This is a genomic window from Pseudomonas sp. PF05, assembly GCF_056521845.1.
On record NZ_JBWLPW010000015.1, the window covers coordinates 20,627 to 47,238 of the forward strand.

Annotated in this window: 27 protein-coding genes and 2 pseudogenes; 13 read left to right on the forward strand and 16 right to left on the reverse strand. The window is 61.1% G+C overall.

The window, feature by feature from the left end:
* Nucleotides 1–119 precede the first annotated feature (119 nt).
* The 7 genes and pseudogenes from AC09SL_RS22355 to AC09SL_RS22385 form a co-directional block, all read right to left on the reverse strand.
* A complete protein-coding gene (locus tag AC09SL_RS22355; protein ID WP_058542317.1) occupies nt 120–662 on the reverse strand; it encodes a disulfide bond formation protein B in 543 nt (180 codons plus the stop codon).
* A gap of 424 nt (nt 663–1,086) precedes the next feature.
* Nucleotides 1,087–2,334 carry a heme biosynthesis protein HemY gene (locus tag AC09SL_RS22360; protein ID WP_058542318.1) on the reverse strand — a complete coding sequence of 416 codons (1,248 nt, stop codon included), beginning with the start codon at nt 2,332–2,334 and terminating at the stop codon, nt 1,087–1,089.
* Nucleotides 2,331–3,464, reverse strand: coding sequence for a uroporphyrinogen-III C-methyltransferase (locus AC09SL_RS22365; RefSeq protein WP_058542321.1), 1,134 nt, complete (start codon nt 3,462–3,464; stop codon nt 2,331–2,333). Before AC09SL_RS22365 ends, AC09SL_RS22360 begins: the two co-directional genes overlap by 4 nt.
* Before the next feature lie 36 nt (nt 3,465–3,500).
* Nucleotides 3,501–4,247, reverse strand: a pseudogene (locus tag AC09SL_RS22370) (uroporphyrinogen-III synthase); the annotation flags it as partial.
* Nucleotides 4,244–5,185: a hydroxymethylbilane synthase gene (gene hemC / locus AC09SL_RS22375; protein ID WP_064106868.1), complete on the reverse strand. Its 942-nt coding sequence runs from the start codon at nt 5,183–5,185 to the stop codon at nt 4,244–4,246. The pseudogene AC09SL_RS22370 and the gene hemC, both read right to left, overlap by 4 nt.
* A gap of 137 nt (nt 5,186–5,322) precedes the next feature.
* Entirely contained in the window at nt 5,323–6,069 is a 747-nt protein-coding gene (locus AC09SL_RS22380; protein ID WP_058542663.1) for a LytR/AlgR family response regulator transcription factor, read from the reverse strand.
* Nucleotides 6,066–6,215, reverse strand: a pseudogene (locus tag AC09SL_RS22385) (sensor histidine kinase); the annotation flags it as partial. The gene AC09SL_RS22380 and the pseudogene AC09SL_RS22385, both read right to left, overlap by 4 nt.
* Nucleotides 6,216–6,531: 316 nt before the next feature.
* Here AC09SL_RS22385 and argH point away from each other — a divergent pair.
* Nucleotides 6,532–7,926 (forward strand): argininosuccinate lyase, encoded by a 1,395-nt coding sequence (argH, locus tag AC09SL_RS22390; protein WP_058542662.1) that lies wholly within the window; start codon nt 6,532–6,534, stop codon nt 7,924–7,926.
* A 130-nt stretch (nt 7,927–8,056) separates the two neighbouring features.
* Here the strand turns inward: argH and AC09SL_RS22395 are convergent, their stop codons facing one another.
* Nucleotides 8,057–8,716, reverse strand: a complete 660-nt coding sequence (locus AC09SL_RS22395; RefSeq protein ID WP_058542661.1) for a glutathione S-transferase family protein — start codon at nt 8,714–8,716, stop codon at nt 8,057–8,059.
* Nucleotides 8,717–8,840: 124 nt separating this feature from the next.
* On the opposite strand from AC09SL_RS22395, the gene AC09SL_RS22400 reads away from it, so the two are divergent.
* From AC09SL_RS22400 to AC09SL_RS22410, 3 genes are all read left to right on the forward strand, one after another.
* On the forward strand, nt 8,841–9,125 hold the full coding sequence (locus AC09SL_RS22400; protein WP_058542660.1) for a hypothetical protein: 285 nt from the start codon (nt 8,841–8,843) through the stop codon (nt 9,123–9,125).
* A gap of 284 nt (nt 9,126–9,409) precedes the next feature.
* Nucleotides 9,410–9,655, forward strand: coding sequence for a TIGR02647 family protein (locus AC09SL_RS22405; RefSeq protein WP_003206789.1), 246 nt, complete (start codon nt 9,410–9,412; stop codon nt 9,653–9,655).
* Nucleotides 9,656–9,824: 169 nt separating this feature from the next.
* On the forward strand, nt 9,825–12,668 hold the full coding sequence (locus AC09SL_RS22410) for a class I adenylate cyclase (protein ID WP_064106867.1): 2,844 nt from the start codon (nt 9,825–9,827) through the stop codon (nt 12,666–12,668).
* A gap of 13 nt (nt 12,669–12,681) precedes the next feature.
* Here the strand turns inward: AC09SL_RS22410 and rnk are convergent, their stop codons facing one another.
* The 3 genes from rnk to cyaY all read right to left on the reverse strand — a co-directional run bounded on the left by rnk (nt 12,682) and on the right by cyaY (nt 13,901).
* Nucleotides 12,682–13,092 (reverse strand): nucleoside diphosphate kinase regulator, encoded by a 411-nt coding sequence (gene rnk / locus AC09SL_RS22415; protein ID WP_058543102.1) that lies wholly within the window; start codon nt 13,090–13,092, stop codon nt 12,682–12,684.
* A 256-nt stretch (nt 13,093–13,348) separates the two neighbouring features.
* On the reverse strand, nt 13,349–13,564 hold the full coding sequence (locus tag AC09SL_RS22420) for a DUF1289 domain-containing protein (RefSeq protein ID WP_058543104.1): 216 nt from the start codon (nt 13,562–13,564) through the stop codon (nt 13,349–13,351).
* Between the two features lie 4 nt (nt 13,565–13,568).
* Nucleotides 13,569–13,901: an iron donor protein CyaY gene (gene cyaY, locus AC09SL_RS22425; RefSeq protein ID WP_058543105.1), complete on the reverse strand. Its 333-nt coding sequence runs from the start codon at nt 13,899–13,901 to the stop codon at nt 13,569–13,571.
* Nucleotides 13,902–14,085: 184 nt separating this feature from the next.
* On the opposite strand from cyaY, the gene lptM reads away from it, so the two are divergent.
* The 6 genes from lptM to AC09SL_RS22455 are packed head-to-tail and all read left to right on the forward strand — an operon-like array spanning nt 14,086 to nt 18,687.
* Nucleotides 14,086–14,259: an LPS translocon maturation chaperone LptM gene (gene lptM, locus AC09SL_RS22430; protein WP_081264429.1), complete on the forward strand. Its 174-nt coding sequence runs from the start codon at nt 14,086–14,088 to the stop codon at nt 14,257–14,259.
* Nucleotides 14,260–14,268: 9 nt separating this feature from the next.
* Nucleotides 14,269–15,516: a diaminopimelate decarboxylase gene (gene lysA, locus AC09SL_RS22435; RefSeq protein WP_058543106.1), complete on the forward strand. Its 1,248-nt coding sequence runs from the start codon at nt 14,269–14,271 to the stop codon at nt 15,514–15,516.
* A gap of 4 nt (nt 15,517–15,520) precedes the next feature.
* Nucleotides 15,521–16,351: a diaminopimelate epimerase gene (dapF, locus tag AC09SL_RS22440; protein WP_058543107.1), complete on the forward strand. Its 831-nt coding sequence runs from the start codon at nt 15,521–15,523 to the stop codon at nt 16,349–16,351.
* A 13-nt stretch (nt 16,352–16,364) separates the two neighbouring features.
* Complete coding sequence (locus AC09SL_RS22445) at nt 16,365–17,087, forward strand: DUF484 family protein (protein ID WP_058543108.1); 723 nt, start codon at nt 16,365–16,367, stop codon at nt 17,085–17,087.
* Entirely contained in the window at nt 17,087–17,986 is a 900-nt protein-coding gene (xerC, locus tag AC09SL_RS22450; RefSeq protein ID WP_058543109.1) for a tyrosine recombinase XerC, read from the forward strand. Before AC09SL_RS22445 ends, xerC begins: the two co-directional genes overlap by 1 nt.
* Nucleotides 17,983–18,687 (forward strand): HAD family hydrolase, encoded by a 705-nt coding sequence (locus AC09SL_RS22455; RefSeq protein ID WP_058543110.1) that lies wholly within the window; start codon nt 17,983–17,985, stop codon nt 18,685–18,687. The genes xerC and AC09SL_RS22455 overlap by 4 nt, the downstream gene beginning before the upstream one ends.
* Before the next feature lie 207 nt (nt 18,688–18,894).
* Here AC09SL_RS22455 and sutA read toward each other — a convergent pair whose 3' ends face one another.
* From sutA to glnK, 4 genes are all read right to left on the reverse strand, one after another.
* A complete protein-coding gene (sutA, locus tag AC09SL_RS22460) occupies nt 18,895–19,218 on the reverse strand; it encodes a transcriptional regulator SutA (protein ID WP_007941277.1) in 324 nt (107 codons plus the stop codon).
* Between the two features lie 102 nt (nt 19,219–19,320).
* Entirely contained in the window at nt 19,321–19,746 is a 426-nt protein-coding gene (locus tag AC09SL_RS22465) for a secondary thiamine-phosphate synthase enzyme YjbQ (protein WP_014340828.1), read from the reverse strand.
* A 212-nt stretch (nt 19,747–19,958) separates the two neighbouring features.
* Entirely contained in the window at nt 19,959–21,284 is a 1,326-nt protein-coding gene (locus AC09SL_RS22470) for an ammonium transporter (RefSeq protein ID WP_058543111.1), read from the reverse strand.
* Between the two features lie 33 nt (nt 21,285–21,317).
* Nucleotides 21,318–21,656: a P-II family nitrogen regulator gene (glnK, locus tag AC09SL_RS22475; RefSeq protein WP_002555808.1), complete on the reverse strand. Its 339-nt coding sequence runs from the start codon at nt 21,654–21,656 to the stop codon at nt 21,318–21,320.
* Nucleotides 21,657–22,070: 414 nt separating this feature from the next.
* Here glnK and AC09SL_RS22480 point away from each other — a divergent pair, with 414 nt between their 5' ends.
* The 3 genes from AC09SL_RS22480 to AC09SL_RS22490 all read left to right on the forward strand — a co-directional run bounded on the left by AC09SL_RS22480 (nt 22,071) and on the right by AC09SL_RS22490 (nt 25,344).
* Nucleotides 22,071–22,331 (forward strand): accessory factor UbiK family protein, encoded by a 261-nt coding sequence (locus tag AC09SL_RS22480; RefSeq protein WP_058543112.1) that lies wholly within the window; start codon nt 22,071–22,073, stop codon nt 22,329–22,331.
* Nucleotides 22,332–22,699: 368 nt separating this feature from the next.
* Nucleotides 22,700–23,572, forward strand: a complete 873-nt coding sequence (locus tag AC09SL_RS22485; RefSeq protein WP_081264428.1) for a TylF/MycF/NovP-related O-methyltransferase — start codon at nt 22,700–22,702, stop codon at nt 23,570–23,572.
* 278 nt (nt 23,573–23,850) lie between these two features.
* On the forward strand, nt 23,851–25,344 hold the full coding sequence (locus AC09SL_RS22490; protein WP_058543113.1) for a YifB family Mg chelatase-like AAA ATPase: 1,494 nt from the start codon (nt 23,851–23,853) through the stop codon (nt 25,342–25,344).
* 6 nt (nt 25,345–25,350) lie between these two features.
* On the opposite strand, the gene AC09SL_RS22495 is transcribed toward AC09SL_RS22490, so the two are convergent.
* On the reverse strand, nt 25,351–26,565 hold the full coding sequence (locus AC09SL_RS22495) for an aldose 1-epimerase family protein (RefSeq protein WP_058543114.1): 1,215 nt from the start codon (nt 26,563–26,565) through the stop codon (nt 25,351–25,353).
* Between the last annotated feature and the right edge of the window lie 47 nt (nt 26,566–26,612).

The window sequence follows — 26,612 nt, forward strand, 5'->3', positions numbered from 1 at the left end:
CAGGGACAAGCCAGACATAACATGAGCGAGCGGCACAATTCCAATAACACGTGCGGGCCAGATTATGCCCGCACGACAATGGCTTCAAGGTACGCAGGAGATAAAGTTCATACAAGTGTTTAATCCAGGGCCCGGACCACCTGCGGCGTATCGCCGCTGAGCGGTCGTACCAGAGCACTCCAGGCAAGGCGCAGCAGCAGATAGGTCATCGCGCTGGACACCGCGAGAAAAAACAACAGGCTCCATTCGGGGACGCTCAGGTCGAACAGCGTCCAGGTGACATTCGCGCAGTCCACCGCTCCGTCCAGGACGCGATGCACGGCCCCCCACCAGGAATCTGCCCTCTGCAACTGCGCAATACAATCAGGTACCGGTTCGGAGGAAGCGCTCTGCACCAGAACCTGACGCCATGCCAGGACCATTCCCACCGACGCAAAAACCAACCCCATCGCCCCATAGCAAATGCTGCCTCTTTGACCTGGGCCATGTACGCAGGCCACGAGGCCAGTCACCAGGAACAGCATCAGACACAACCGCTGCAACACGCACAGGCTGCAAGGTGTCAGACCGACTGCATATTCCAGGTAGCTGGCTATGCCCAAAGCCAGGGCTGCGGCGATGGAAGCCATGAGAAACAAGAAGCGTGAGCTGGCCAAAGACATGGCGGTTCCGTAACAAAAGAGACAAGCAGTTACGGTAGAGGAAAGCCCTTGGGCCTTTCAAGGCAGGCCCGCGCAGACACTTCACCAGGGATGTAGGGAAATCCCGACAAGCCAAAGAGGATTCAGCGCGATGGGCTGTAGGACTTTACTAATGGCGTGACCAAAGCCCCTAAAACGGACCGGTGCTCGCCCCCTCTCTTTCGAGGTTTACACACACCTGTGGCAAGCAAGCTTGCTCCCGCCGGGCTGCATGCAGGACCTGTGTAGCTGTGTAGGAGCTGTCGAGTGCAACGAGGCTGCGATCTTTCCAAAGACACTTGAATCTCAAGCGAAAGATCAAAAGATCAAAAGATCGCAGCCTTCGGCAGCTCCTACAGGGCATCAGCCGAGCGAGAGCAAGCGCCCTCTCCACAATTATGCCCTCTCAGGTGGACAACACCTGGGCCGGAACCGGCAACGGCGCGGCCAGCAGGCGCTCGTCCAGCAGCCCCAACCCCTCCTGGAACAACTGGTTGCTGCGCTCGGCATCCCCCAGTTGCGCCAGCAATCGCGCCAGTTCAGCACAGGCTTCGGGATTGCGTTGGACGCGCAAGCTGCTTTCCAGGTAATCCCGCGCCTTGCCCCACAAGCTGTTCTGCAGGCATAGACGCCCCAGGGTCAGCAGCAGGCTTGGATCGGCCGGGTGATCCTTGAGCCAGCCTTCGGCCATTTGCAGTTGGCGGATCGGATCATTGCCACGAACCAAGCCGTACAGGCGCGCCAGATGGCTGTCGTAGTGACGCTTGAGCGCTCCTCGCAGCACCTCTTCGGCCTCGACCTGGGCGCCCAACTGGCGCAACTGCTCGGCATAGGCCAGCACCAGCGCCGACTCCTGGCGCTGCGCGGAGGTCAATTGTTGCCAGGCGCGATTGAGCGACTGCAAACCGACGCTGCCGTCCTCCTCACGATGGGCTGCCAGGGTGAGGTTTTCGCCCCAGGCGCGACGCTCCAATTCAGCCAGTTCAGCCCGCGGCAGGACCTTGTCCTTGCGCAGCTCCGGCAACAGCCGGATCACCGCCGACCAGTCGCCGCGTTGCTGATGCAGTCGTTGCAGTTGGCGCAAGACCTGGGCGTTATGGGGATGGCGCTCATGCATGGCCTGCAGCGTGCTCAACGCACCGTCCGTGTCGCCTCGGTCCGTCTGCAATTGCGCATGCGTCAGGGCAATGGCCAGTTCCGCCTGGGGCTGACGCTCCAGGGCGCGCTCCAGCAAACTGTCGCTCTGTTCGTAAAGACCTTGTTCGTTGGCCGCACGGGCGGCACCGAGGTAATACAGCAGCGGCTGGCGCTCGGCTTCGGCGGCACGATGCAGGTGCCGCTGGGCACTGGCCCAGCGTCCTTCGGCCAGGTCCAACTGGCCGTGCTCGATCGCCACTTGCACCCGACGGCTGCGGTTGCGCCGCGACCACGGGTTGACCACGCCACTGGACGTGGTCACCAGCCCGATCAGTGCCCTCAGGCCTCGCCACACCAGCCAGAGCACCGCCACCAGCGCCAGGGTGACCCACAGGCCGGCTTCATAACGGAAGTTCTTGTACGCCACCAACACGTAACCCGAATGCTCGGCAATCGCCACGCCCAGCAAACCGGCGGCAGCGATGACCACGAACAGAATCACGTAGAGACGCTTCATGGCGTGGCCTCCTGCGCGCCGGGCGCGGGCAGCGGCTTGACCGACTCCTGGGCATTGAGGTTGCGGCGCTCAAGGTAAGCCTGGACGCTGCTCAGCGTGCCCGTCAGGTCCGGGGTGACCACCGTCACCGGCTGCTTGGACAGCTCGACCACGCGCTCAAGCATGATCTTGCTTTGCGGGTTGTCCTGGTTGAAGTTGTTCTTCAACACGTCCCGAGCCTCGGTCAGCGCCTGGGTGTAGACCGATGCCTGACCATTGAGGGCGGCCCATTGCGCCTGCTCCAGCGCCAGGCTCAAGGCCAGGCGCACTTGCACAAGGCTTTGCCCGGCCAGTAGCGGACGGACGTTCTCATCGGCGTTGAAGTCGATACGGATATAGCGCGAGATCTGCTCCCACCACTGCGCCCAACGACTGGCGCCATCGCCGTCGGCGGTCAGGCCCAGCAGGGATTCACCGCGGTCCTTGTACTCGGGCGCCAGCTCGGTCAGTTCCAGGACCTGGTCACGCAAGGCACCCAGTTGCAGGAACAGCCCGGTACGATCCGGTTGCTCGGTGCTGCGCAACGCGGCGAGGGTCTTGGCCAGTTGCTCGCGGGCGGCGAACGAGCCGGGGTCGTTCTGCTCGCGCAGGATTTCGTCAGCCCCCTGGACCAGCGCCTGGGCACTGTTGATGTCCTGCAGGGCGGAAAGACGCAGGCTGGCCAGGCGCAACAAGTGCTCGGCCTCGGCCAGGCGCCAATCCTTGCGACTGGCACCGAGCACGGTTTCCAGGCGCTGGTTCAGGTGCTGCTGGTCACTTTGCAACTGGGCCACCAGGCGCCGCCGCTCCTCCAGCTCTTCGGCCGGGGGCAATTGCGCCAGGCGTTCACTCAGGCGTTGCTCGTTGAGCTTGAGGGTCTGGGCCTGGTCATTCAGCGCCTGGACCTGGGCGGACTGCTGCTGGTTATTGGTTTGCAGGTGACGCACCTGCCACACACCCCAACCGCCCACGGCCACGCCGGCGGCCCCGAGCAGCAATGCAACAATGGCCAACCCGTTGCCGCGACGCGGCGCCATCGGGGGCGGAGTTTCAACCGGCGCATCGATCGCTGGCTGGTCTAGATCTTCTTTTGGCAAGGCTGTTTCGCTCACGTATCCATCCTTTGCATTAGAAAACGGCACGCAGTGGTCCCGTAATGCCGCCAGCAAAGCCGCGGCATTGGCGCCACGACAATCCACAACAGTTCGGGCCCCGGCGGCACGCGCCATCTCGGCAACCCTTGGGCTTGGAACAAACAACGGTAACCGCGCCAAGGCCGGCCACGCATCGCCGGCCAGCCGCTGCAGATGCTCGAAGCCCTGCCCACTGCTGACCACCAGGGCATTCAAGCGTTCCGCTTCGACTTTCGCCAGTAACGCCCCTTCGCCGTAATGGGGCAAGTGGCGGCGGTACAATTCCAGATAATCGACACTAGCACCTTGCTCGCGCAAACGCTCTGCCAGCAAGCCACGCCCGCCTTCGCCCCGCACGATCAAAACCTTGGGGTCGGGCCGCGCGACTGCCTGGCGCAAGACCAAGTGCTCCAGCAAGGCTTCGCTGTCATCGCCGTTATCGGGATAAAACACTGTGAGGCCGGCATCGACGAGGATCTGTCCGGTGGCCGCGCCCACGCTGAACCATGGTTGGTCTGGAGGCTGGGGCCAGTATTGGCGCAGCAGCTCGACACACAGACGTGCGGCAGGTTTGCTGACCACGATCACGGCAGAGTATTGGTCCAGCGCCTGGAGTATCGCCCGCCCGGCATCGGACAGCGGGACCGGCTCGATATCCAGCAAGGGCAGGCTGCTGCTATAGACCCCCGCTTCGGCCAGGACCGCCGCCAGCGCAGACGACTCGTCTGCCGGCCGGGTGAGCAACAGCCGCCAGCCCGTCACGTGTGGCCGGCCTCGCCATAGACCGCCTTGAGAATATCGGCGGCGCCCTGGCTCAACAGGTCTTCGGCCACACGCACGCCCAACGCCTCGGCATCCTGGCGCGGCGCCCGGGCGTCGGCGCTGAGCAGCCGGCCACCGTTGGGATCCCCCACCAGACCCCGCAACCAGACCTGTTCGCCTTCGAGCACGGCGTAACAGGCGATCGGCACCTGGCAACCGCCATTGAGGTGTTTGTTGAGGGCGCGTTCGGCGAACACCCGCGTGGCGGTATCTTCATGGTGCAACGGCGCCAGCAAGGCGTGGATTTCGCTGTCGGCGCTGCGGCACTCGATACCCACCGCCCCTTGCCCACCAGCCGGCAGGCTGTCGTCGACGCCGATGGCCGAGGTGATGCGATCTTCAAAGCCCAGGCGAATCAGGCCGGCGGCGGCGAGGATGATCGCGTCGTACTCACCGGCATCGAGCTTGGCCAGGCGTGTATTGACGTTACCGCGCAGGAAACGGATTTGCAGATCCGGACGGCGCGTCAGCAACTGTGCCTGGCGGCGCAGGCTGGAAGTGCCGACCACACTGCCGGCAGGCAATGCTTCAAGACTGGAAAACGTGTTGGAAACGAACGCATCGCGTGGGTCTTCCCGCTCGCAGATGCAAAAAAGGCCCAGGCCTTCGGGGAAGTCCATGGGCACATCTTTCATCGAATGCACGGCGATGTCGGCTTCGTTGTCCAGCAACGCGGTTTCCAGTTCCTTGACGAACAGGCCCTTGCCGCCGATCTTCGACAGCGGCGAGTCCAGCAGCTTGTCACCGCGACTGACCATGGGCACCAGGGTCACGATCAGGCCGGGATGGGCGGCTTCCAGGCGGGCTTTGACGTATTCGGCCTGCCAGAGGGCCAAGGCACTTTTACGGGTGGCGATGCGGATCTCGCGAGGGGACATGGATCAATCCGTACTTAAAAGATACGGCAGATAATAACAGCTCAGCCAAAACCGCTTTGATTTGAATCACGACCCCAAGGCCTCCCTGGCCGTCAAATCCTCGAAATCAAACACATCGAACGCCTTGGACCGCCGTATCAAAGCTGCTGCATCATCTTGCGCACGCCGGCCACGTGTCGCCGGCTGACAATCAGCGCATCGCCATTGAGCCCCTTGAGGAACAGTTGGAAATGTCCAAGGGGGGTGCGTTGCAAACGCTCGATACGCTCGCGGGCCACGAGGGCGTTGCGGTGGATGCGTACGAAACGTTCGCCGAACTCGTCCTCGAGGGCCTTGAGGGGCTCATCCAGCAACACCTCGCCACTCTCATGGCGCAAGGTCACGTATTTGTGGTCGGCAATGAAGTAGACCACTTGGTTCAACGGGATCAGCTCGATGCCTTTGCGGGTACGCGCACTGATGTGGCTACGCGGGCCGCTGCCGCTTTCGGCGGCCGGACGGGTCAGCGCCGCCAGTTGTACCCGGTTGGGCCGCTCGGCCTTGCGCAAGGCGTCGAGCAATGCCTCGGCCGTCACCGGCTTGACCAGGTAGCCCACGGCACCGGCCTGCAACACCTCGGGAGGGAAGTCGTCCCGGGTGGTACAGAACACCACGGCGGGCGGCGACTCTCGTTCGCACAACCTCGCCGCGACCTGCAGACCGTCCAGGCCAGGCATGCGAATGTCGAGCAGCACGATATCCGGCTTGTGGCTGTCAATAAGGGCCAATGCCTCTTCGCCATTGGTGGCGCTCGGCTCCAGGACACTGTAACCCTCGAGCTCGCCAACCATTCGGCTCAGGCGCTCGCGGGCCAGTGGTTCGTCATCAACGATCAGGACATTCATATTGCGCTGGATTCCTGCGTGAGTCTCGCACAAGGATAGCGTAGACAGGGGAAGTGACATCCGTCACCGCGATCCACGCTAAGACTCGTCCGAGGGCCAAAAAGTGCCGCGAGACGGTTGCCTATCTTTACCAGCGCTTGCCGAGCGATGCCCGAGGCCCGTTGTCGCACGGCGTCGCCGTAGGGATTGTTAACTGTCGATCTGACCAATATGAGCACCCCCTTCTTATCTATATCCGCTGCGCCATGGATGGAAAAAGCAAAAGTCCTACCGTCCACTGTAGACGGTTGCCGCGACGATATTGCTCAATCGAAAAATATCGTTGTGGGAAAACCCGGTTGGATCCCAGGCTTGCATCGAAAAAACCTGCCGACCAGTGCCAGCGCCAGTCCCGGCAACCCTGCTATCATCCGCCGCAGCCTTTAACCGCTACTTTTTCTTCAGCCGATCACGAGCGAATTCATGAGCACTGACAAGACCAATCAGTCCTGGGGCGGCCGCTTCAGTGAACCCGTCGACGCCTTCGTCGCCCGCTTCACCGCCTCCGTCAACTTTGACCAGCGCCTGTATCGCCACGACATCATGGGCTCGATCGCCCACGCCACCATGCTGGCCAAGGTCGGCGTGCTGACCGATGCCGAGCGCGACAGCATCATCGACGGCCTGAAAACCATCCAGGCTGAAATCGAGGCCGGCCAGTTCGATTGGCGCATCGACCTTGAAGACGTGCACATGAACATCGAAGCGCGCCTGACCGACCGCATCGGCGTGACCGGCAAGAAACTGCACACCGGCCGCAGCCGTAACGACCAGGTCGCCACCGACATCCGCCTTTGGCTGCGCGACGAGATCGACCTGATCCTGGCCGAAATCACTCGCCTGCAAAAAGGCCTGCTGGAGCAAGCCGAGCGCGAGGCCGAGAGCATCATGCCGGGCTTCACGCACCTGCAAACCGCCCAACCTGTAACGTTTGGGCATCACATGCTGGCCTGGTTCGAGATGCTCAGCCGCGACTACGAGCGCCTGGTGGACTGCCGCAAGCGCACCAACCGCATGCCCCTGGGTAGCGCCGCGCTGGCCGGCACCACGTACCCGATCGATCGTGAATACACCGCGCAGTTGCTGGGCTTCGACGCCGTGGGTGGCAACTCGCTGGATAACGTCTCGGACCGCGATTTCGCCATCGAATTCTGCGCTGCCGCGAGCATCGCGATGATGCACCTGTCGCGCTTCTCCGAAGAGCTGGTGCTGTGGACCAGCGCGCAATTCCAGTTCATTGACCTGCCGGACCGCTTCTGCACCGGCAGCTCGATCATGCCGCAAAAGAAAAACCCCGACGTGCCGGAACTGGTGCGGGGCAAGAGTGGCCGGGTGTTCGGCGCACTGATGGGCCTGCTGACCCTGATGAAGGGCCAGCCGCTGGCCTACAACAAGGACAACCAGGAAGACAAGGAGCCGCTGTTCGACGCCGCCGACACCTTGCGCGACTCGCTGCGGGCCTTTGCCGACATGATCCCGGCCATCAAGCCCAAGCACGCGGTGATGCGCGAAGCGGCCCTGCGCGGCTTCTCCACCGCCACGGACCTGGCCGACTACCTGGTACGCCGTGGCCTGCCGTTCCGCGACTGCCATGAGATCGTCGGCCATGCCGTGAAATACGGCGTGGACAACGGCAAGGACCTGGCGGAAATGAGCCTGGACGAACTGCGCCAGTTCAGCGACCAGATCGAGCAGGACGTGTTTGCCGTGCTGACCCTCGAAGGCTCGGTCAATGCCCGTGACCACATCGGCGGCACCGCGCCGGCACAGGTCAAGGCAGCGGTGGTCCGTGGCCAGGCGCTGATCGCCAGCCGCTAAAAGCTGAAAAGCTTCGCGAGCCAGCCCGCTCCCACAATGGATCTTCAGTGAACTCAGAATCTTGTGAGCATGGAGATCTAATGTGGGAGCGAGCTTGCTCGCGATAGCTCACTTCAAAACACCACAAAACTCACTTCTTGGCAGCGATCATCGCCAAAAATTCCGGCATCGCCGCGTCCCTGTCCGCCGCGATCCGCTGCACATGCGGACTCTGCTCCAAGCGCTCCATCAGCGCCTTGGCCGCCGGCATGCCTGCCAGCAGGTCAATATCGAACAGTTTCCTGCCCACCTGGAGGGCCAGCGAAACGCTGTAGAAGAAATACAGGTCGGCAATACTCAAGCTATCGCCTGCTACATAAGGCGAAAATTTGCCGTGCCTGGCCAGTGACGCGAACCCCAGCAGCAATTCGGCCTTGGTCTTTTCCTTGATGGCCTCGGGCACCGACATGCCGAAAAACGCCTCGGCGTAGCAGGCTCGCCCCGGCAACTCGATGTACAACTCGATCTCCCGGCACAAGGCCAATACCTGGGCCCGCTCGAACGGGTCACTGGGCAGCAGGGCCTTGCCTGGCTGGGTTTGCTCGATGTACTCAAGGATGACGCTGGTTTCGTTGACGAACCCCTGTTCGGTTTTCAACACCGGCACCTTCCCGCGCGGGCTGATGGCCCACGCTTCAGGGGTCTGGTTGGGGTAGAAGTGCACTTCTTCGAAGGGCAGGCCCTTCTCCAACAGCGCCAGCTTGACCATGTTGTAATAGTTACTGACAGAGAAACCATAAAGCTTGAGCATTACAAAGCCTCCAGGCCGTGTGGGGTTGGCAGCCTTGCGTTATAGACCGTCGGGGCGCTTCTTGCCAGGCGCATCACGCCGCTGAATGCAGGTAAACTGGCGACCTTTCTCACAGGAGCCTGCCATGAGCGAGCCAACCGATATCGACAACGACGAAGAAGAATTCGTCGAGAACACGCTGATCCAGGCCATCGAAAACCAGATCGAAAGCGACAACCCGCCTGCGGCCAAGGCCACTTTCAACAAGTTGACCCTGGTCGGTTATGAGCGCGAAGAAATCCTCAACCTGATGGCCCATGTGCTGGCAGTGGAGATCGATGCGATCCTGGAAGAAGATCGCCCGTTCGATACCCAGTGGTACGAAGCCGCATTGCGCACCTTGCCTGAGTTGCCGCCGGAAAAAAACTGAACCGCTCTTGTCCCCCGCTCGGCTGCCCCCTGTAGGAGCTGTGTAGGAGCTGTGTAGGAGCTGTCGAGTGCAACGAGGCTGCGATCTTTCCCCTGACAATTGAGTCTAGAGTGAAAGATCAAAAGATCACAGCCTTCGGCAGCTCCCACACAGCTCCTACACAGCTCGGACCAAAGAGAATCGCTTTAAACAAAAAAAGCATGACACTGAGACTGGACAGCTCGGCCGAGTGCGCTCACCTTAGTGACGCTGTCGACCAAATTCCTAGAAAGTCTGGAGTCCTTATGTCGCTTACCCCTGAGCTGGTTGCCGAACTGGAAATCCTTGCACTCTTCAACCTGGACAGTTCCCAGGAAGGCCTGAAAATTCATCAGACCGCTGCCCCCAAAGCGATTGCCGCTGCCCAACGCCTGTTCGAAAAAGAACTGATCACCCAGCCCGACGGTGGTTACCTGACAAGCCTGGGCCGAGATGCCGCCCAAAACGTACAAACCGTCCTGACGATACTCAGCGTGCAAGAAGCCGCCTGATTCCCCCTGTCGCCCACGGGAATCTCCTTTACGGGATTTCCGCAGGCGCACGGGTGCCCTGCGTAAAAAACTGGCATCCAAATCCTGCTTCCAGCTTAAGAATTCTCAAGATCGGGCGCTAACCTGCCATCACCCCTACGTTCGACGCCGCGAGCCGGTTTGAGCTGACATGACCCGCAATCACGAAATACGCCCCGATCTGGACGAGGGAATCGACCGCAAGGTCTTGAGCCAGTTGCGCGCACGTTTTCTCAAGCTCAACACCGTGCGGATGGAGCGCGCCCTCGAAGGCCTGTCGCCTCGCCAGCAAGGCGTGCTGACGTTGCTGCCGCTATTCTTCCACGTCAACCATCCGCTGCTGCCCGGCTACGTCTCCGGCAGCACGCCTGCCGGGCTGTCGAACTACGAGCCTGACGTCACTATCCTTGCCGAAGCCCAACGACTGACCCGTTCGTTCTCCTACAAGCCCCGGCACGGCAGCAACCCGCCACGACCGATCCTTGGTCTGTTCCTGATGGGCAGCCTCGGCACCCTGGCCCAAGCCGACCAGAGCGACATGGACGTGTGGGTTTGCCACAGGCCGGACCTGAGCGACGATGAACTGGCCGAGTTGCGCAAGAAATGCCAGTTGTTGGAGATCTGGGCCGCGACCCAGGGTGCCGAAGCCCATTTCTTCCTGATCGACCCGACGCGTTTCGTACGGGGCGAGCGGGACAACCAGCTCAGTTCCGACGACTGCGGCACCACCCAGCATTACCTGCTGCTGGACGAGTTCTACCGCACCGCGATCTGGCTGGCCGGGCGCACACCGATCTGGTGGCTGGTGCCGGTCTATGAAGAAGAGAACTATGAGCAGTACACCCATACGCTGATATCCAAGCGCTTCATTCGCGCGGATGAAACGCTGGACCTGGGGCACCTGGCCTACATTCCGCCGGGCGAATTCGTCGGTGCCGGGCTCTGGCAGCTGTTCAAAGGTATCGAGTCGCCCTACAAGTCCGTGCTCAAGCTGCTGCTGACCGAGGTCTATGCCAGCGAACACCCGACTGTCCGCTGCCTGAGCCTACGCTTCAAGCAGGCCGTGTTTGCCAATCGCCTGGACCTCGAAGAGCTGGACCCGTACATGCTGGTCTACCGCCGCATCGAGGAATACCTCAACGCCCGCGGCGAATCCGAACGCCTGGAGTTGATCCGCCGCGCGCTGTACCTGAAGGTCAATCGCAAGCTCACCGGCCAGGCGCGTAGCAACGGCTGGCAACGGGTACTGCTCGAACGACTGGCCCGGGAATGGGGCTGGGACCAGCGTCAACTGGCGCTGCTGGACAGCCGCAGCCAATGGAAAGTCCGCCAGGTCAGCCACGAGCGGCGAGCACTGGTCAGCGAACTCACCCACAGCTACCGCTTCCTGACCCAGTTCGCCCGCACCGAGAAAACCGTCAGCCTGATCAACAAGCGCGATCTCAACGTGCTTGGCCGGCGGTTGTATGCAGCCTTCGAGCGCAAGGCCGACAAGGTCGAGTTCATCAACCCCGGCATCGCACCGGATTTGGCCGAAGACACCCTGACGCTGGTCCAGTCGCCCAACAAGAAAGAACCGGGACAGAACCAGTGGGGCCTGTACAACGGCAGCCTCAACGCCCTGGAGTGGGAGAACTTCGCACCGATCAAGCGCTGTCGCGAGCTGCTGGAACTGTTGACCTGGTGTCATCGCAACGGCGTGATCGACAGCAGCACGCGCCTGGCGCTGCACCCAGGCAGCAGCGACCTGAGCGAGTTCGAACTGTTCAACCTGCTGGGCAGCCTGCAACAGTCCATCGCCCTGCCCTTGGCCTCCGTGGATGAAGCACAGTTGCTGCGCGCCAGCGTGCCCAGCGAAGTGCTGATCCTGGTGAACGTCGGTGTCGACCCGCTCAAGCACCACCGCGACCTGAATATCCTGATGACCACCGAGCGTACCGACTCCCTGAGTTATGCCGGGGTCCGGGAGAACCTGGTGCTGACCCTCGACCAGGTCACGCTCAACAGCTGGAACGAGGTACTGGTCAACCGTTTTGACGGCGAACACGCCCTGCTCGACTGCCTGCGCGATTACCTCAACGACCTGCCCGTCACCCAGCGCCAGCCACGCTTGCAGGTGCGCTGCTTCTGCCACAACCGCGCCCAATTCATTGCGCGGCGCGTCGAAGAAGTCATCGAAACGGCGCAGACCCTGCTGTTGAGCAGGCTCAATCACCGCTATCTGCTTCAGGTCCAGCAGCACTATCACGTGTTGGAGCTGGTGCCCGGCCAGGTCAATCACGTGGCGCTGGGCAGCCTGTCGGCGCTGGTGGATTACCTGGGCGAGGATCTGACGGCCTACAGCCCCTTGCACCTGGACCCGATGGCCCTGGAGGACCATGACTTGGCGCTGATCCTGCCCATGGGCCAGCCCGAGTGCATCCAGGTGTTCTACCGCGTCGACGAAGACGAAGCCGATCTGTACGTGCTCGATGAATTCAACGCACTGTGGCAACAACACGTGCCTTATCACGACGAACAAAGCCTGCTGGTGCCGTTGCAACGCTTTTTGCAATCGGTGCTGTACCGTCGCGACGCCCTGCTGCCGCTGGATGCCGCCCAGCCGCTGACCCTGGAAACCCTGTACTACCAGTTATTGCCCTCCGGCAGCGGCCGGGCGCGACGGGTCGAAGCGCGGCAAGCCCCGCAGATGCTGGTCAACAAGCCGTTCTATGACGTTCAGGCGATCATCGGCAAAGCGGCGCACGGGCAGGTGCACGTCACCCTGTACTGCGATCAGCAGGAGTTTTCCGAACTGGAGCATGGCGACCAACTGTTTCGCGTAGTCGCCAGGGAGATCGTCCAACAGCGCCGCGAAGCCCAGCGCTATCGCTGCTACATCACCGACCTGGACCTCTCGGGCCTGGTGGGCGACGGGGCCTGTTCAAGCAATTTGTACCTGCGCTACAAGGCCGACCTGGAACGAGCCCTGAACGAGGCGCTGGCGTTGGTCTGAAGCCCCCAGGCACTCAGAGGTGGAAATCACCGCCTGCTTCAGGCTGGTATTCGACAGCCAGCAACGTCAGCTTCAACGTCTTGCCACCCGGGGCCGGCCAGTCGATGTGCTGGCCGACCTTCAGGCCCAGCAACGCACTGCCCACGGGTGCCAGGATCGAGATACGGCCTTCGTCGGCGTTCGCGTCCTGTGGATAAACCAATGTCAGGTGATAGTCCTTGCCGCTGCTTTCTTCGCGACAGTGCACGCGCGAGTTCATGGTCACGACGTCGACAGGCACTTCTTCGTGACCCACCACGTTCTCGGCGCGATCCAGTTCGGTTTGCAGCGCAATCACGCCCGGCAGCGTTTCATCAAGGCTGTCGATCAGGCGTTCCAGACGCTGTACGTCCAGACGGGTAAGGGTGATGGAAGGTGCGGTCATGGTCCTGGCAGACTCCTTTCTTCTGCACAAAAAAAGCAAAACCCCGCCACAAAAAGGCGGGGTTTTCACGGGCCTCGATAGGTTGAGGCGTAACCGGACACTATCAGTAGGAGCTGACGAGTGCAACGAGGCTGCGATCTTGCCCCGGGCTGTAGGAGCTGACGAGCGCAGCGAGGCTGCGATCTTGACTCGGGCAATTGGGTCTTAAGCGAAAGCCCCAAGATCAAGATCAAAAGATCGCAGCCTTCGGCAGCTCCTACAAGGATCTGCGCTTGAGCGCCTCGGCACAGATGACCCGCCGCCGCTCGTCGTCGGCCGAGCGCCATTGGCGGATATCTTCCACGTGGCGCGAACAACCGAGGCAGACTTTCCGTTCATCCAGCTTGCACACGCCGGTACACGGCGACGGCACGGCCGGGCTGACGTTGCTGTAGAGCGGCTTGGGTGGCCGTGGCGAGGCGGTCTGGCTCACGCGGTCACAGTCCTTCGAAGTCGAGTTCCTCGCCAGCCTGTTGCTTGACGATGCGCTCGAGCATTTCGCCCAGTTGCTCTTCGCTCTTGTCGCACATCCAACGCTCGCTTTCTTCGTCGTAGTCGAAGTGAAAACCACCGGAGACCGCCGCCAGCCATAATTGCCGCAACGGTTCCTGGCGACTGAAAATCAACTGGGTGCCGTTCTCGAACTTGACGGTGAGTACACCGGCGGAGACTTCCAGGTCAATGTCCAGGCCACTGTCATCGAACACATCCTCCAGCGTTTGCTGGGTCGCATCGACCAGATCGTGGAAACGGGCTTCAGTCAAACTCATTGCGGCAACCTCGAAAATGTCTGCTCATGCTCAAGCGCCGCAAGATACGGACGCTTCCCGGCGATTGCAAAGGATAACCCACTGACGACAACCAGCGCCGCCGGACGGGCGCCCCGTTGCATAGGCAAGCTGACGGGTGGCCGGTATACTCCGGCGCAATTAAAGCATTTTCAAGGATTTCGCCATGAAGCGCCTGATCTCTTCCCTTGCTGCGCTCGTCGCGGTTGCCTGCCTCGTGACAGCCTGTGGTCAAAAAGGTCCGCTGTATCTGCCTGATGACAGCAAGTCCCCTGAAGAACAGGCCAAGTCGTCGCAAGCCAAATCCCACTCGCACGACACCCACACCTCCACCTACTAAGGGAACGCCATGGACGCTTTTAACTACCGTGGCGGGGAGCTGTTCGCGGAAGGGGTTGCCCTGTCCGCGATCGCCGAACGTTTCGGCACGCCGACCTATGTCTATTCCCGCGCCCACATCGAAGCCCAGTACCGGACGTTCGCCGATGCCCTCGAGGGCATGCCGCACCTGGTGTGTTTCGCTGTAAAAGCCAACTCCAACCTGGGTGTGCTCAATGTCCTGGCGCGCCTGGGCGCCGGTTTCGACATCGTCTCCGGCGGCGAACTCGAACGCGTATTGGCTGCTGGCGGCAGCGCCGACAAGATCGTGTTCTCCGGCGTCGGCAAGACCCGTGAAGACATGCGCCGCGCCCTGGAAGTTGGCGTGCACTGCTTCAACATCGAATCCACCGACGAGCTGGAGCGCCTGCAAATCGTCGCCGCCGAGCTGGGTGTCCGCGCGCCGATCTCCCTGCGCGTGAACCCGGACGTCGACGCTGGCACCCACCCGTACATTTCCACCGGCCTGAAGGAAAACAAGTTCGGCATCGCCATTGCCGACGCCGAAGACGTGTACGTGCGCGCCGCCCAACTGCCGAACCTGGAAGTGCTGGGCGTCGATTGCCACATCGGCTCGCAACTGACCACCCTGGAGCCGTTCATCGATGCCCTCGACCGCTTGCTGGCGCTGGTCGATCGCCTCGGCGACTGTGGCATCTACCTGCGCCACATCGATCTCGGTGGCGGTGTCGGCGTGCGCTATCGCGATGAAGAGCCACCGCTGGTGGCCGACTACATCAAGGCCGTGCGCGAGCGCCTCGAAGGCCGTGAACTGGCGCTGATGTTCGAGCCGGGCCGCTACATCGTCGCCAATGCCGGCGTACTGCTGACCCAGGTCGAGTACCTCAAGCACACCGAGCACAAGGATTTCGCCATCGTCGATGCAGCGATGAACGACCTGATCCGCCCGGCGCTGTACCAGGCCTGGATGGACGTCACCGCCGTGCGCCCTCGCGATACCGCTGCGCGCAGCTACGACATCGTCGGGCCGATCTGCGAAACCGGTGACTTCCTGGCCAAGGGTCGGGAGCTGGCACTGGAAGAAGGCGATCTGCTGGCCGTGCATTCGGCCGGTGCCTACGGGTTTGTCATGAGTTCCAACTACAACACTCGCGGCCGTTGCGCCGAGGTGCTGGTGGACGGTGATCAGGCATTCGAAGTGCGTCGCCGCGAGACGGTAGCCGAGTTGTTTGCCGGCGAAAGCCTGCTGCCGGAGTAAAACCATGCTGCTGCGTTTTACCAAGATGCACGGCCTGGGCAATGACTTCATGGTCCTCGACCTGGTCAGCCAGCACGCGCATATCCTGCCCAAGCACGCCAAGCAATGGGGGGATCGGCACACCGGTGTCGGTTTTGACCAATTGTTGATCGTCGAGGCGCCCAATAACCCGGACGTGGATTTCCGTTACCGGATCTTCAACGCCGACGGCTCGGAAGTGGAGCAATGCGGCAATGGCGCGCGCTGCTTCGCCCGTTTCGTGCTGGACAAGCGCCTGACCGCCAAGCGGCAGATCCGCGTCGAGACCAAGAGCGGCATCATCGAACTGGATGTGCGCAGCGACGGCCAGATCGGCGTCAACATGGGCGCTCCGCGCCTGGTTCCGGCAGAAATTCCGTTCCAAGCGCCGGCCCAGGCCTTGAGCTATCCGTTGGAAGTCGATGGCAACACGATGGAGCTGGCGGCGGTATCCATGGGCAACCCCCACGCGGTGCTGCGAGTGGCCGATATCAACAGTGCCCCGGTGCATGAGCTGGGGCCGAAAATCGAGCATCATCCGCGCTTCCCCGCGCGAGTGAACGTCGGTTTCCTGCAAGTCATCGACCGCCACCGCGCACAATTGCGCGTCTGGGAACGCGGCGCCGGGGAAACCCAGGCCTGCGGTACCGGCGCCTGTGCCGCCGCAGTCGCTGCGATCAGCCAGGGGTGGATGGATTCGCCGTTGTTGATCGATCTGCCCGGCGGGCGCCTGTCCATCGAATGGGCAGGCCCTGGTCAACCGGTGATGATGACCGGCCCGGCAGTACGCGTATACGAAGGACAAGTTCGTCTTTGAGTGAGCCAAACCCATGACCGACCAGCCACAGGTTCCAGCCCCACAGCCCGACGAATCCCCCAGCCTGCCAGAAGCCGCCGCCGTGGCGGCTTACCTGGAAGCTCATCCGGACTTCTTCGTCGAGCATGAAGAACTGCTTGCGACGATGCGCATCCCCCACCGGCGCGGCGATACCGTGTCGCTGGTGGAGCACCAGATGAAAATCCTGCGTGAGCGCAACATCGAAATGCGCCATCGTCTTTCGCACCTGATGGACGTGGCCCGGGACAACGACCGGCTGTTCGACAAGACCCGTCGGCTGATCCTGGCCCTGATGGACGCCAGCACCCTCGAAGACCTGGTCATGAGCGTCGAAGACAGCCTGCGCCAGGATTTCCAGGTGCCCTTTGTCAGCCTGATCCTGTTCGGCGACAACACCATGCCGGTGGGCCGCTGGGTGACCCACGCCGAAGCGCAGACGGCCATCGGCGGCCTGCTCACGGAAGACAAAAGCGTCAGCGGCAGCCTGCGCGAGCATGAGTTGGACTTCCTGTTCGGCGAAGAGCAGCGCAAGCAGATCGGCTCCACCGCCGTCGTCGCCATTGCCCATCAGGGCGTGCACGGCGTACTGGCTATCGCAAGTCGCGATCCGCAGCACTACAAGAGCTCGGTGGGCACGCTGTTTTTGAGCTACATCGCCGAAGTCACCGGCCGGGTGCTGCCACGGGTCGCCGGTTCGCTGCGCTCGGTACGCTGATGGAACGGCAACTGGACGCCTACTGCGAACACCTGCGCAGTGAGCGCCAGGTGTCGCCCCACACGTTGTCGGCCTATCGCCGCGACCTGGAAAAAGTGCTGGTCTGGTGCCAGAAACAGAATATCGGCAGCTGGTCGGCCCTGGACATCCAACGCTTGCGCAGCCTCATTGCCCGCCTGCATCAACAGGGGCAATCCTCCCGCAGCCTGGCACGACTGTTGTCAGCGGTGCGCGGCCTGTATCACTACCTCAATCGCGAAGGCTTGTGCGATCACGATCCGGCCACCGGCCTGGCACCGCCCAAGGGCGAGCGCCGATTGCCAAAGACCCTCGACACCGACCGCGCCCTGCAATTGCTTGAAGGTGCCGTCGAGGATGACTTCCTGGCACGGCGCGACCAGGCGATTCTCGAGCTGTTCTATTCTTCCGGCCTGCGGCTTTCAGAGCTGACAGGGCTGAACCTGGATCAACTGGACCTGGCCGATGGCATGGTCCAGGTGCTCGGCAAGGGCAGCAAGACCCGCCTGCTGCCCGTCGGCCGCAAGGCCCGTGAAGCCCTGGAGCAGTGGCTGCCGCTGCGGGCGCTGACCAACCCCGCCGACGACGCGGTCTTCGTCAGCCAACAGGGGCGGCGCCTCGGCCCGCGAGCGATTCAGTTGCGGGTCAAGGCCGCCGGCGAACGGGAGCTGGGACAGAACCTGCACCCACACATGCTCCGGCACTCCTTCGCCAGCCATCTGCTGGAATCCTCCCAGGACCTGCGCGCCGTTCAAGAGCTGCTGGGGCATTCGGACATCAAGACCACCCAGATCTACACCCACCTGGATTTCCAGCACCTGGCGACGGTCTATGACAGTGCCCATCCCAGGGCCAAACGCATCAAGGGCGACGAATCATGACCATCGAGTTGATCACTTTCGACCTGGACGACACCCTGTGGGACACCGCACCGGTGATCGCCAGCGCCGAAGCCGTACTCCGCCAATGGCTGACCGACCACGCACCGAACCTGGGCGGTCTGCCGGTGGAGCACCTTTTTTCGATTCGCGAACAAGTGCTGCGCGAGGAGCCTGGACTCAAGCACCGCATCAGTGCGCTGCGCCGGCGGGTGCTGTTTCGTGCCTTGCAGGACGCCGGCTACGACCAGTGGCAAGCCTCCGGGCTGGCAGACCAGGCCTTCGAGACGTTCCTGCATGCCCGTCATCAACTGGAGATCTTTCCCGAGGTGCAGCCCACCCTGGAGATCCTGGCCAATCATTTCGCCCTCGGTGTAGTCACCAATGGCAACGCCGACGTGCGACGCCTGGGGTTGGCGGACTATTTCAAGTTCGCCTTGTGCGCCGAAGACATCGGCATCGCCAAGCCTGACGCCCGGCTGTTCCACGAAGCCCTGCAACGCGGCGGCGCCACGGCGCAGACCGCCGTACACATTGGCGATCATCCGGGCGACGATATCGCCGGCGCCCAACAGGCCGGCCTGCGCGCGGTATGGTTCAACCCGACAGGCAAGCCCTGGGATGCCGACCACGCGCCGGATGCGGAGATTCGCAGCCTGACCGAACTGCCGGGGTTATTGGCAGGGTGGCATGGCCAGCGCTGATCCCTACCCTGTAGCCACTACATCCCTCTGTGGGAGCGAGCTTGCTCGCGAAGACGGTCTCATACTCGACAAATGAGCTGACTGATAGACCGCTTTCGCGAGCAAGCCCGCTCCCACAGGGACTGCGCCGGGCCTGAAAATGGAATCGCGCCCATGAAAAAGCCCGCAGCGACGGCGGGCTTTTTCAGCAAGCAATGAAGCCGGTACTCAGATTGGGCGGCTGCCGTACTTGTTGTCAGGCTTCTTGGGCGGATCAGCGACCACATTGGCCTCCACTTCCTGCACCTTACCGCCCCTGGCCAGGAATTCCTCCATGGCCTTGGCGAGCGCATCACGCTCCTTGTTCTTGGCCTCTACGCTCGGCAACTCGTCGACCGACACGGCCGCCTTGGCCTTGCCTTTGGCGGTAGGAACCGGAACATCGGCCCCATCGTCATCGGCAACGTCTTCCGCCGCCGCTTCAAGGCCTTCTTCGGCCTCGTCTTCGTCGCCTACTTCGAGGTCGTCGTTTTCCAGATCATCGTCGCTCATGTTCTACCTCATGACTTGCGAAAAGCAGATTAGTTATAGCCCAGCTTCGCCATCTGTTCGAAGGCTGCCAGAAAAAATTCAACATCCGCCGGCAACCAGCGGTTATGCCCCTTCACCGTACAAGGTGGCGAGGACTTTACGAGCACCGCCGTGATCACGGTGCTCGCCCAGATAAACACCTTGCCAGGTTCCCAATGCCAACCGTCCTGCCGTGACCGGCAGGCTGAGCTGGCAACCGAGCACGCTGGCCTTGAAGTGCGCCGGGAGGTCGTCCAGGCCTTCGTCGTTGTGCTCATAATCGGCGGTTCCTTGTGGGATCAGCCGATTGAAAAATCGTTCGAAGTCTCGACGTACCGCCGGATCGGCGTTCTCGTTGATGGTCAACGAGGCCGAGGTATGCTGCAGCCACAGATGCAACAGACCGACACGACACGCCTGGAGTTCAGGCAGGCCGGCAAGCAACTCGTCCGTCACTAGATGAAAGCCCCGAGGCCTTGCCCGCAGGGTTATCAGCGTCTGTTGCCACATACAGATCTCCGCACGTTCGGCGCGCATTCTAGCGCGCTCTGGGAAAAAACAAAGGGCCTAATATTCTTGCTTCGGTGTAAGCCTTTGGCGGTATAAAAACCTGTGTCGCATCCACAACAAAAGGCGTCGGAAAAACCGCTGCACCTTGTGAGCAATGACAAATTCCAGACAAAAAAATGCCCGGCGAACCGGGCATTTTTTATTGCGTGTGCTTACAGGTTGTAACCACGCTCGTTGTGCTGGGCCAGGTCCAGGCCCACGGCTTCTTCTTCCTCGGAGACACGCAGACCCATGACGGCGTCCAGGACCTTGAGGATGATGAAGGTGACGATCGCGGTATAGATCACCGTGAAACCCACGCCCTTGAATTGAATCCACACCTGCGCACCGATATCGGTCACGGTGCCGAAGCCACCCAGGGCTGGTGCTGCGAACACACCGGTCAGGATCGCGCCGAGGATACCGCCGATGCCGTGCACGCCGAAGGCGTCCAGGGAGTCGTCGTAGCCGAGTTTGCGCTTGAGGGTGGTGGCGCAGAAGAAGCACACCACGCCCGCTGCCAGGCCAATGACCAGGGCGCCCATTGGGCCCACGGTGCCGGCAGCCGGGGTGATGGCAACCAGGCCGGCCACCACGCCCGAGGCGATGCCCAGTGCGCTTGGCTTGCCATGGGTGATCCACTCGGCAAACATCCAGCCCAGCGCCGCCGCAGCGGTCGCGATCTGGGTCACCAGCATCGCCATGCCGGCGGTGCCGTTGGCCGCGATGGCGGAGCCGGCGTTGAAGCCGAACCAGCCGACCCACAGCATGGCCGCGCCCATCAGGGTGTAACCCAGGTTATGCGGCGCCATCGGAGTAGTCGGGAAGCCCTTGCGCTTGCCCAGTACCAGGCACGCCACCAGGCCAGCAATACCGGCGTTGATGTGCACCACGGTGCCGCCGGCGAAGTCCAGCACGCCCCAGTCCCACATCAGGCCGCCGTTGCCGGACCAGACCATGTGGGCAATCGGTGCATACACCAGGGTGAACCACACGGCCATGAAGATCAGCATGGCGGAGAACTTCATCCGCTCGGCAAACGCGCCGACGATCAGGGCCGGGGTGATGATGGCGAACGTCATCTGGAAGGTGATGAACACCGCTTCAGGGAACAGGCCAGTCAGGCTATCGGGCGTGAGGCCCGCCAGGAATGCCTTGTTCAGACCCCCGACGAACGAATTGAAGTTGACGACGCCCTGCTCCATCCCCGTGGTGTCGAACGCAATGCTGTAGCCGTAAATGACCCACAGAATGCTGATCAGACCGGTAATGGCAAAGCATTGCATCATCACCGAAAGAATGTTTTTCGACCGAACCATGCCGCCGTAGAACAGCGCCAGGCCGGGAATGGTCATGAACAGTACAAGAATCGTGGCCGTGAGCATCCAGGCGGTGTCGCCGGAGTTCAGGACTGGGGCTGCCGCTTCTTCTGCCATGGCCAGGCCAGGCATTGCGAAGGACAACAGGGCTCCTAGCCCTGCGAATTTACGCAGAGTCATATTGTTTTCTCCTGGGGCGTTGGGTTTGGCGGCTTAGATAGCGTCGGTATCGGTTTCGCCGGTACGGATGCGGATAGCCTGTTCCAGATTGACCACAAAGATCTTCCCGTCACCGATCTTGCCGGTGTTGGCGGCCTTGGTGATTGCCTCGATCACCCGATCAAGATCCTTGTCGTCAATGGCGACGTCGATCTTCACCTTGGGCAGGAAATCGACCACGTATTCCGCGCCGCGATACAGCTCGGTGTGACCTTTCTGCCGACCGAAGCCTTTGACCTCAGTAACGGTAATGCCCTGCACGCCGATCTCGGACAACGACTCGCGCACGTCGTCCAACTTGAACGGCTTGATGATGGCAGTGACTAGCTTCATGAAACTTTCTCCCGAATTGGTGGACTTGCCCCAGGAAAACAAACCCGACTCAAGTCTAAGCGCAGTGCCTGGCTTTGTAACGCATCGTCGGCCCAAGTTGCCCGACAGGTGCCAGTTAACCGATCCTGACGGAACTCCCCGTTCCGTCTGCTGCACTGCATTCGTCACAGCGACTGCATCAGTGCATGGGTCATCAGCCTCTAAGCAGAAACCTTGCCATCTGCACCCAAACCCTCTGATATCAGTCTCTTGGCCACCTGCTCGATGTGCGCCGCGCCATGAAGTGCAGCGATACGCACAACAACAGTGCAGCGACGTCCAGCACCATGCGCGAAAAGCGTGCATCCCTGGCTTGCGAATTGACTATAGACACTGCGTGATACACTGCCTGCCATTGTTTTCAGGACACCTGCCATGCTTGCGCCCAAAGACCTCCTCGACGCCCTGAGCGGCCACGCCTCCCGCCTCTTGAGTGGCGACACGCCGCTGCCCAAAAGCGAAATCGAAAGCCAGTTCAAGGCCCTGCTGCAAAGCGGCTTCAGCAAACTGGACCTGGTGAGCCGGGAAGAATTCGACAGCCAGATGGTTGTGCTGGCCCGGACCCGGGCGCGGCTCGAAAGCCTGGAGGCCAAGGTCGCGGAGTTGGAGGCGAAGGTAAATCCACCTACCGAATAACCTTCCTTGCAGGGGTGGCCGAAGGCTGCGATTTGCTGTCTCGCCCTATTGCCCCCCCTATTGCCGCGCAAAGTTGGCGTTCCCGTGTACAAGGCCGTGCGTATTCTAATGGTGCCGGGGAGGCCCCCCATCGCCCGTTCAAATGATCATGCCCGGCAGGCCTAAACCAAATACTTTCTAGTAGCCTATCGCCATTGCATTTTTACACCGCCGTGCTATACAACGCTGGTTAACGTGCTATTTGCTGTTGAACATCGGTTTACGATCATGCTTAAAACTACATGAAGACACGGCTAGTGGGCTAATATTCGTCAACCCTATAAGTCTGGTAGTACCTGGAACGTCAAAAAATTAAACACGGAGATTCAATGACTCTACCTGACGATTTTTCCCCTGATAAGTATTTAGAGTTACACCCCGATGTGCTTAAGGCAGGATTAAATCCAGCACTGCATTACTTGAAATTCGGCATACCGGAAGGACGAGCTTACAAGGGTGCCGCACGTTATATTGAAAAAAAATATAACCCATTACACCCAAAAATTGATGAAACCTATAATCACGATGGGTTGGCCTCCAGACACAACCATGACTTCATGATTGATCCCGCTTACAGGACCGCCTATGGTCGCGGCGTAGCTGCCGCGGGCATGGATTACAAATGGTTCTGGAGAGTTCATGTTGGGCTTTGGGCCGCGAGATCTGCTGCGAAACTCACAGGTGACTTCGTGGAGTGCGGTGTCAATCGTGGATTCTTAAGTTCCGCTATTATGCATGACTTGGACTGGAACAAGACCAACAGAGTCTTTTATCTCTTAGACACTTTTGCTGGCCTCGATGAGCGTTATCTATCAGATGAAGAACGGGAGGGTGGTGTGTCTGAGCGTAACCGCAGAGAGATAACCTCCGGTTTCTATACAACCAATCTCGAGTCAGTGAAAAAAAATTTTGCAGAGTGGCCAAGAGCAACCATTATTCAGGGCAGCATTCCGGACACGCTCCCCCAAATTGATTCGACCCGAATTGCATTCCTGCACATTGACTTGAACTGCACGATTCCTGAAGTGGCGGCCATTGATTACTTGTGGGATCGCTTGGTACCTAATGCGTTTATTTTGTTGGATGATTACGCCTACTTTGGCTATCAGCCGCAAAAAGAAGGCATGGATCAATGGGCAGAAAAAATGAATTTGTCGATTTTGAGTTTGCCTACCGGTCAAGGTCTCTTGATCAAGCCTTGAGCTCGTATGAGGGAGATACGTCCAAGCATATGAGTAACAAAACTCTCGGTATCTATTGAGCATTCAGGTAGCGGCGGTCCGAGAGACTGCCCTCCCTTATCCCTCCCCCGGCAACGTTTCCGACGCCAAGGTTAGAGTGAGGAAAAATTTTTCTACGCGTCATTCATTTGTAACATCCGGTCCATATTTGACGGCTGCATCCTCACGCTAACTCGCCATATCGCTACTACCCTTCCAGAACCGCAGGACGCGGTTTGCCCCCACCAAAGGAACTATCCATGTCTCTGGCCATTGTCCATAGCCGCGCCCAAGTGGGTGTGGAAGCGCCCGCCGTTACCGTTGAAGTCCATCTGGCCAATGGCTTGCCGTCACTGACGATGGTTGGCCTGCCGGAGGCGGCGGTGAAGGAAAGCAAGGATCGGGTGCGCAGCGCGATCATCAATTCGGGGCTGAACTTCCCGGCACGGCGCATCACCCTGAACCTGGCGCCGGCGGACCTGCCAAAGGACGGTGGGCGCTTCGACCTGGCCATCGCTTTGGGGATCCTGTCGGCCAGTGTGCAGGTGCCAACCCTGACGCTGGACGACGTGGAATGCCTCGGTGAGCTGGCATTGTCCGGCGCGGTGCGACCGGTGCGCGGGGTCTTGCCCGCGGCGCTGGCGGCGCGCAAGGCCGGGCGCATGCTGGTGGTGCCGCGGGCCAATGCCGAGGAAGCCTGCCTGGCCTCGGGGCTGAAGGTGATCGCCGTGGACCATCTGCTCGAAGCAGTGGCGCACTTCAATGGGCATACGCCGATCGGCCCTTTCGTTTCCAATGGGCTGCTCTCGGCCAGCAAACCCTACCCCGACCTGAATGAAGTACAAGGCCAGGTCGGGGCCAAGCGGGCCTTGCTGATTGCCGCCGCGGGGGCTCATAACCTGTTGTTCAGCGGGCCGCCGGGCACCGGCAAGACACTGCTGGCGAGCCGCCTGCCGGGGCTGTTGCCACCGCTGGCCGAAAGTGAGGCCCTGGAGGTCGCGGCCATCCAGTCGGTGGCCAGTTGCGTGCCGTTGAGCCATTGGCCGCAGCGTCCGTTTCGCCAGCCACACCACTCGGCTTCCGGCCCGGCGCTGGTGGGTGGCGGGTCAAAACCGCAACCGGGGGAGATCACCCTCGCCCACCATGGCGTGCTGTTTCTGGATGAACTGCCGGAATTCGATCGTAGGGTGCTGGAGGTCTTGAGAGAGCCGCTGGAGTCTGGGCATATCGTGGTTTCTCGCGCTCGTGACCGAGTGCGCTTCCCGGCGCGTTTCCAGTTGGTGGCAGCGATGAACCCCTGCCCCTGTGGATACCTTGGCGAGCCCAGCGGCCGCTGCTGCTGTACACCGGACATGGTGCAGCGCTACCGCAACAAACTCTCCGGCCCGCTGCTGGACCGCATCGACCTGCACCTGACCGTCGCCCGGGAAGCCACGGCGTTGAACCCCAAGAGCGAAGCCGGAGACGATACCGCCACGGTCGCCGAGCAGGTGGCCGAGGCCCGGGAGCGTCAGCACCGGCGTCAGGGCTGCGCCAACGCCTTCCTCGATCTGCCGGGGTTGCGCCGGCATTGCAAGTTATCCACAACCGATGAAACCTGGCTGGAAACCGCCTGCGAACGGCTGACCTTGTCGTTGCGCGCCGCCCACCGCTTGCTCAAGGTCGCCCGGACACTGGCGGACCTGGAGCAAGCGGGGTGCATCCGCCGCGAACACTTGGCCGAAGCGTTGCAGTATCGGCCGGCTACCCCCTGAACCGTCTCATGGTTTGCTCAGGTCTACCAACGGTGTGTTCCGCACCTCGGTTTTTTGACCGTTCTGGATAGCGTCGATGCGCTTGAGCGCCGTATCCACGGCGCCCTTGTCCGCCAACAGGCTGTAGTGGATCTGGAATTGCTTATGTTCTTTCGGCCCGATGGTGGGAACCAGGCCCAGGGGACGTTGATACCGGCGGTTATAGGAAAAACTGGTGCCTGGCTCCAACCCGGTCACGTAGCCCTGGCCTTGGGTATCGGTGTTTTTCCATAGGGAGAACACCGGAAGCGTGCTGGTGTTGAAGCCCACCGACACACCGAGGCTACCGGCCTTGTTGTGCAGCACGGTGAGCGTGTCGCCCTTGGCATCGGCGTATGGCACGACGTTATAGACGGTTTCGTCGTAATCCTTGGTGGGGGCCCGATAGGTTTGCCAATCGGGCAAGTCACCCTTGGCCTTGTCGTTGAACGGCGAGACCTGCTTGACCGGTGCCGCGAAACGAGCGCCCTGCTCCAGGAAAGGTGTGCTGAAGTTGCTGTGGTAGAGCGCTTGGTACTCCTTCGGATAATCACCGTTGTTGGTCAGCGTATCGCTGAGCGCGAACGTCACGCTGCCAGGCTCGGTGACCAGTTCGGTCTGTACCGAGAAGTCGACCTTCTTGAACGCCTGCTCCTTCAACTCGCCACGCAGGGTGATGGCGTAGGGCGGTTTTTCATCAATGTGCAACGTGACTTTGTTGGCAGGAATATTCGCAGCGCGACCATGCAGGGTCAGCAGCTCGCCGTTGTCCATGCCGGGATGGCCGACCCACTCGTAGCCGCAACGGGTGACCAGCTCGTTGAAACCTTCAAGCCAGCCCAAGCCGCCTCGGCCGTTGAGCTCGATGAACGCCGGGTTGACCACTTCCTTGACGGGCGAATCCCACCCCATGCGCACATCACCGACTGACGCCTGCAGCACATTCATGCCACGGGTCGGGACGACTGAAAGCTTCAGGGTCCCATTGTCGATGTCGACGATGCTGACGCCTTCCTGCCGGCCACCGTGCAGGGTGCGCATCGTCACGGAAAAGGGCTTGCCGGTCTTCACGCCAAGTTGCTGGCTGGTGATTTGCCAGGGTTGGGCGGCTTTATCGGTATCCAGCAGGACGTAATCCCAAGCCATCGCATGGGAGGCAGCGCCCAAGGCGCCAAGGGTAACGAGGAGTTTGAGCGGAGTCATGGTCACGACCTTTTATTGGAGTTGTGCGGTTTTTATAGACTTGAAGA

Coding starts and splice junctions, on each gene's coding strand:
- AC09SL_RS22400 (WP_058542660.1), top strand. CDS start 8,841: ATGAGCGAGCCAACCGATATCGACAACGACGAAGAAGAATTCGTCGAG.
- AC09SL_RS22445 (WP_058543108.1), top strand. CDS start 16,365: ATGACCGACCAGCCACAGGTTCCAGCCCCACAGCCCGACGAATCCCCC.
- glnK (WP_002555808.1), bottom strand. CDS start 21,656: ATGAAGCTAGTCACTGCCATCATCAAGCCGTTCAAGTTGGACGACGTG.
- argH (WP_058542662.1), top strand. CDS start 6,532: ATGAGCACTGACAAGACCAATCAGTCCTGGGGCGGCCGCTTCAGTGAA.
- AC09SL_RS22455 (WP_058543110.1), top strand. CDS start 17,983: ATGACCATCGAGTTGATCACTTTCGACCTGGACGACACCCTGTGGGAC.
- AC09SL_RS22380 (WP_058542663.1), bottom strand. CDS start 6,069: ATGAATGTCCTGATCGTTGATGACGAACCACTGGCCCGCGAGCGCCTG.
- cyaY (WP_058543105.1), bottom strand. CDS start 13,901: ATGAGTTTGACTGAAGCCCGTTTCCACGATCTGGTCGATGCGACCCAG.
- AC09SL_RS22470 (WP_058543111.1), bottom strand. CDS start 21,284: ATGACTCTGCGTAAATTCGCAGGGCTAGGAGCCCTGTTGTCCTTCGCA.
- AC09SL_RS22485 (WP_081264428.1), top strand. CDS start 22,700: ATGACTCTACCTGACGATTTTTCCCCTGATAAGTATTTAGAGTTACAC.
- AC09SL_RS22410 (WP_064106867.1), top strand. CDS start 9,825: ATGACCCGCAATCACGAAATACGCCCCGATCTGGACGAGGGAATCGAC.
- lysA (WP_058543106.1), top strand. CDS start 14,269: ATGGACGCTTTTAACTACCGTGGCGGGGAGCTGTTCGCGGAAGGGGTT.
- AC09SL_RS22465 (WP_014340828.1), bottom strand. CDS start 19,746: ATGTGGCAACAGACGCTGATAACCCTGCGGGCAAGGCCTCGGGGCTTT.
- lptM (WP_081264429.1), top strand. CDS start 14,086: ATGAAGCGCCTGATCTCTTCCCTTGCTGCGCTCGTCGCGGTTGCCTGC.
- AC09SL_RS22490 (WP_058543113.1), top strand. CDS start 23,851: ATGTCTCTGGCCATTGTCCATAGCCGCGCCCAAGTGGGTGTGGAAGCG.
- xerC (WP_058543109.1), top strand. CDS start 17,087: ATGGAACGGCAACTGGACGCCTACTGCGAACACCTGCGCAGTGAGCGC.
- sutA (WP_007941277.1), bottom strand. CDS start 19,218: ATGAGCGACGATGATCTGGAAAACGACGACCTCGAAGTAGGCGACGAA.
- AC09SL_RS22395 (WP_058542661.1), bottom strand. CDS start 8,716: ATGCTCAAGCTTTATGGTTTCTCTGTCAGTAACTATTACAACATGGTC.
- AC09SL_RS22495 (WP_058543114.1), bottom strand. CDS start 26,565: ATGACTCCGCTCAAACTCCTCGTTACCCTTGGCGCCTTGGGCGCTGCC.
- dapF (WP_058543107.1), top strand. CDS start 15,521: ATGCTGCTGCGTTTTACCAAGATGCACGGCCTGGGCAATGACTTCATG.
- AC09SL_RS22360 (WP_058542318.1), bottom strand. CDS start 2,334: ATGAAGCGTCTCTACGTGATTCTGTTCGTGGTCATCGCTGCCGCCGGT.
- AC09SL_RS22405 (WP_003206789.1), top strand. CDS start 9,410: ATGTCGCTTACCCCTGAGCTGGTTGCCGAACTGGAAATCCTTGCACTC.
- rnk (WP_058543102.1), bottom strand. CDS start 13,092: ATGACCGCACCTTCCATCACCCTTACCCGTCTGGACGTACAGCGTCTG.
- hemC (WP_064106868.1), bottom strand. CDS start 5,185: ATGTCCCCTCGCGAGATCCGCATCGCCACCCGTAAAAGTGCCTTGGCC.
- AC09SL_RS22480 (WP_058543112.1), top strand. CDS start 22,071: ATGCTTGCGCCCAAAGACCTCCTCGACGCCCTGAGCGGCCACGCCTCC.
- AC09SL_RS22355 (WP_058542317.1), bottom strand. CDS start 662: ATGTCTTTGGCCAGCTCACGCTTCTTGTTTCTCATGGCTTCCATCGCC.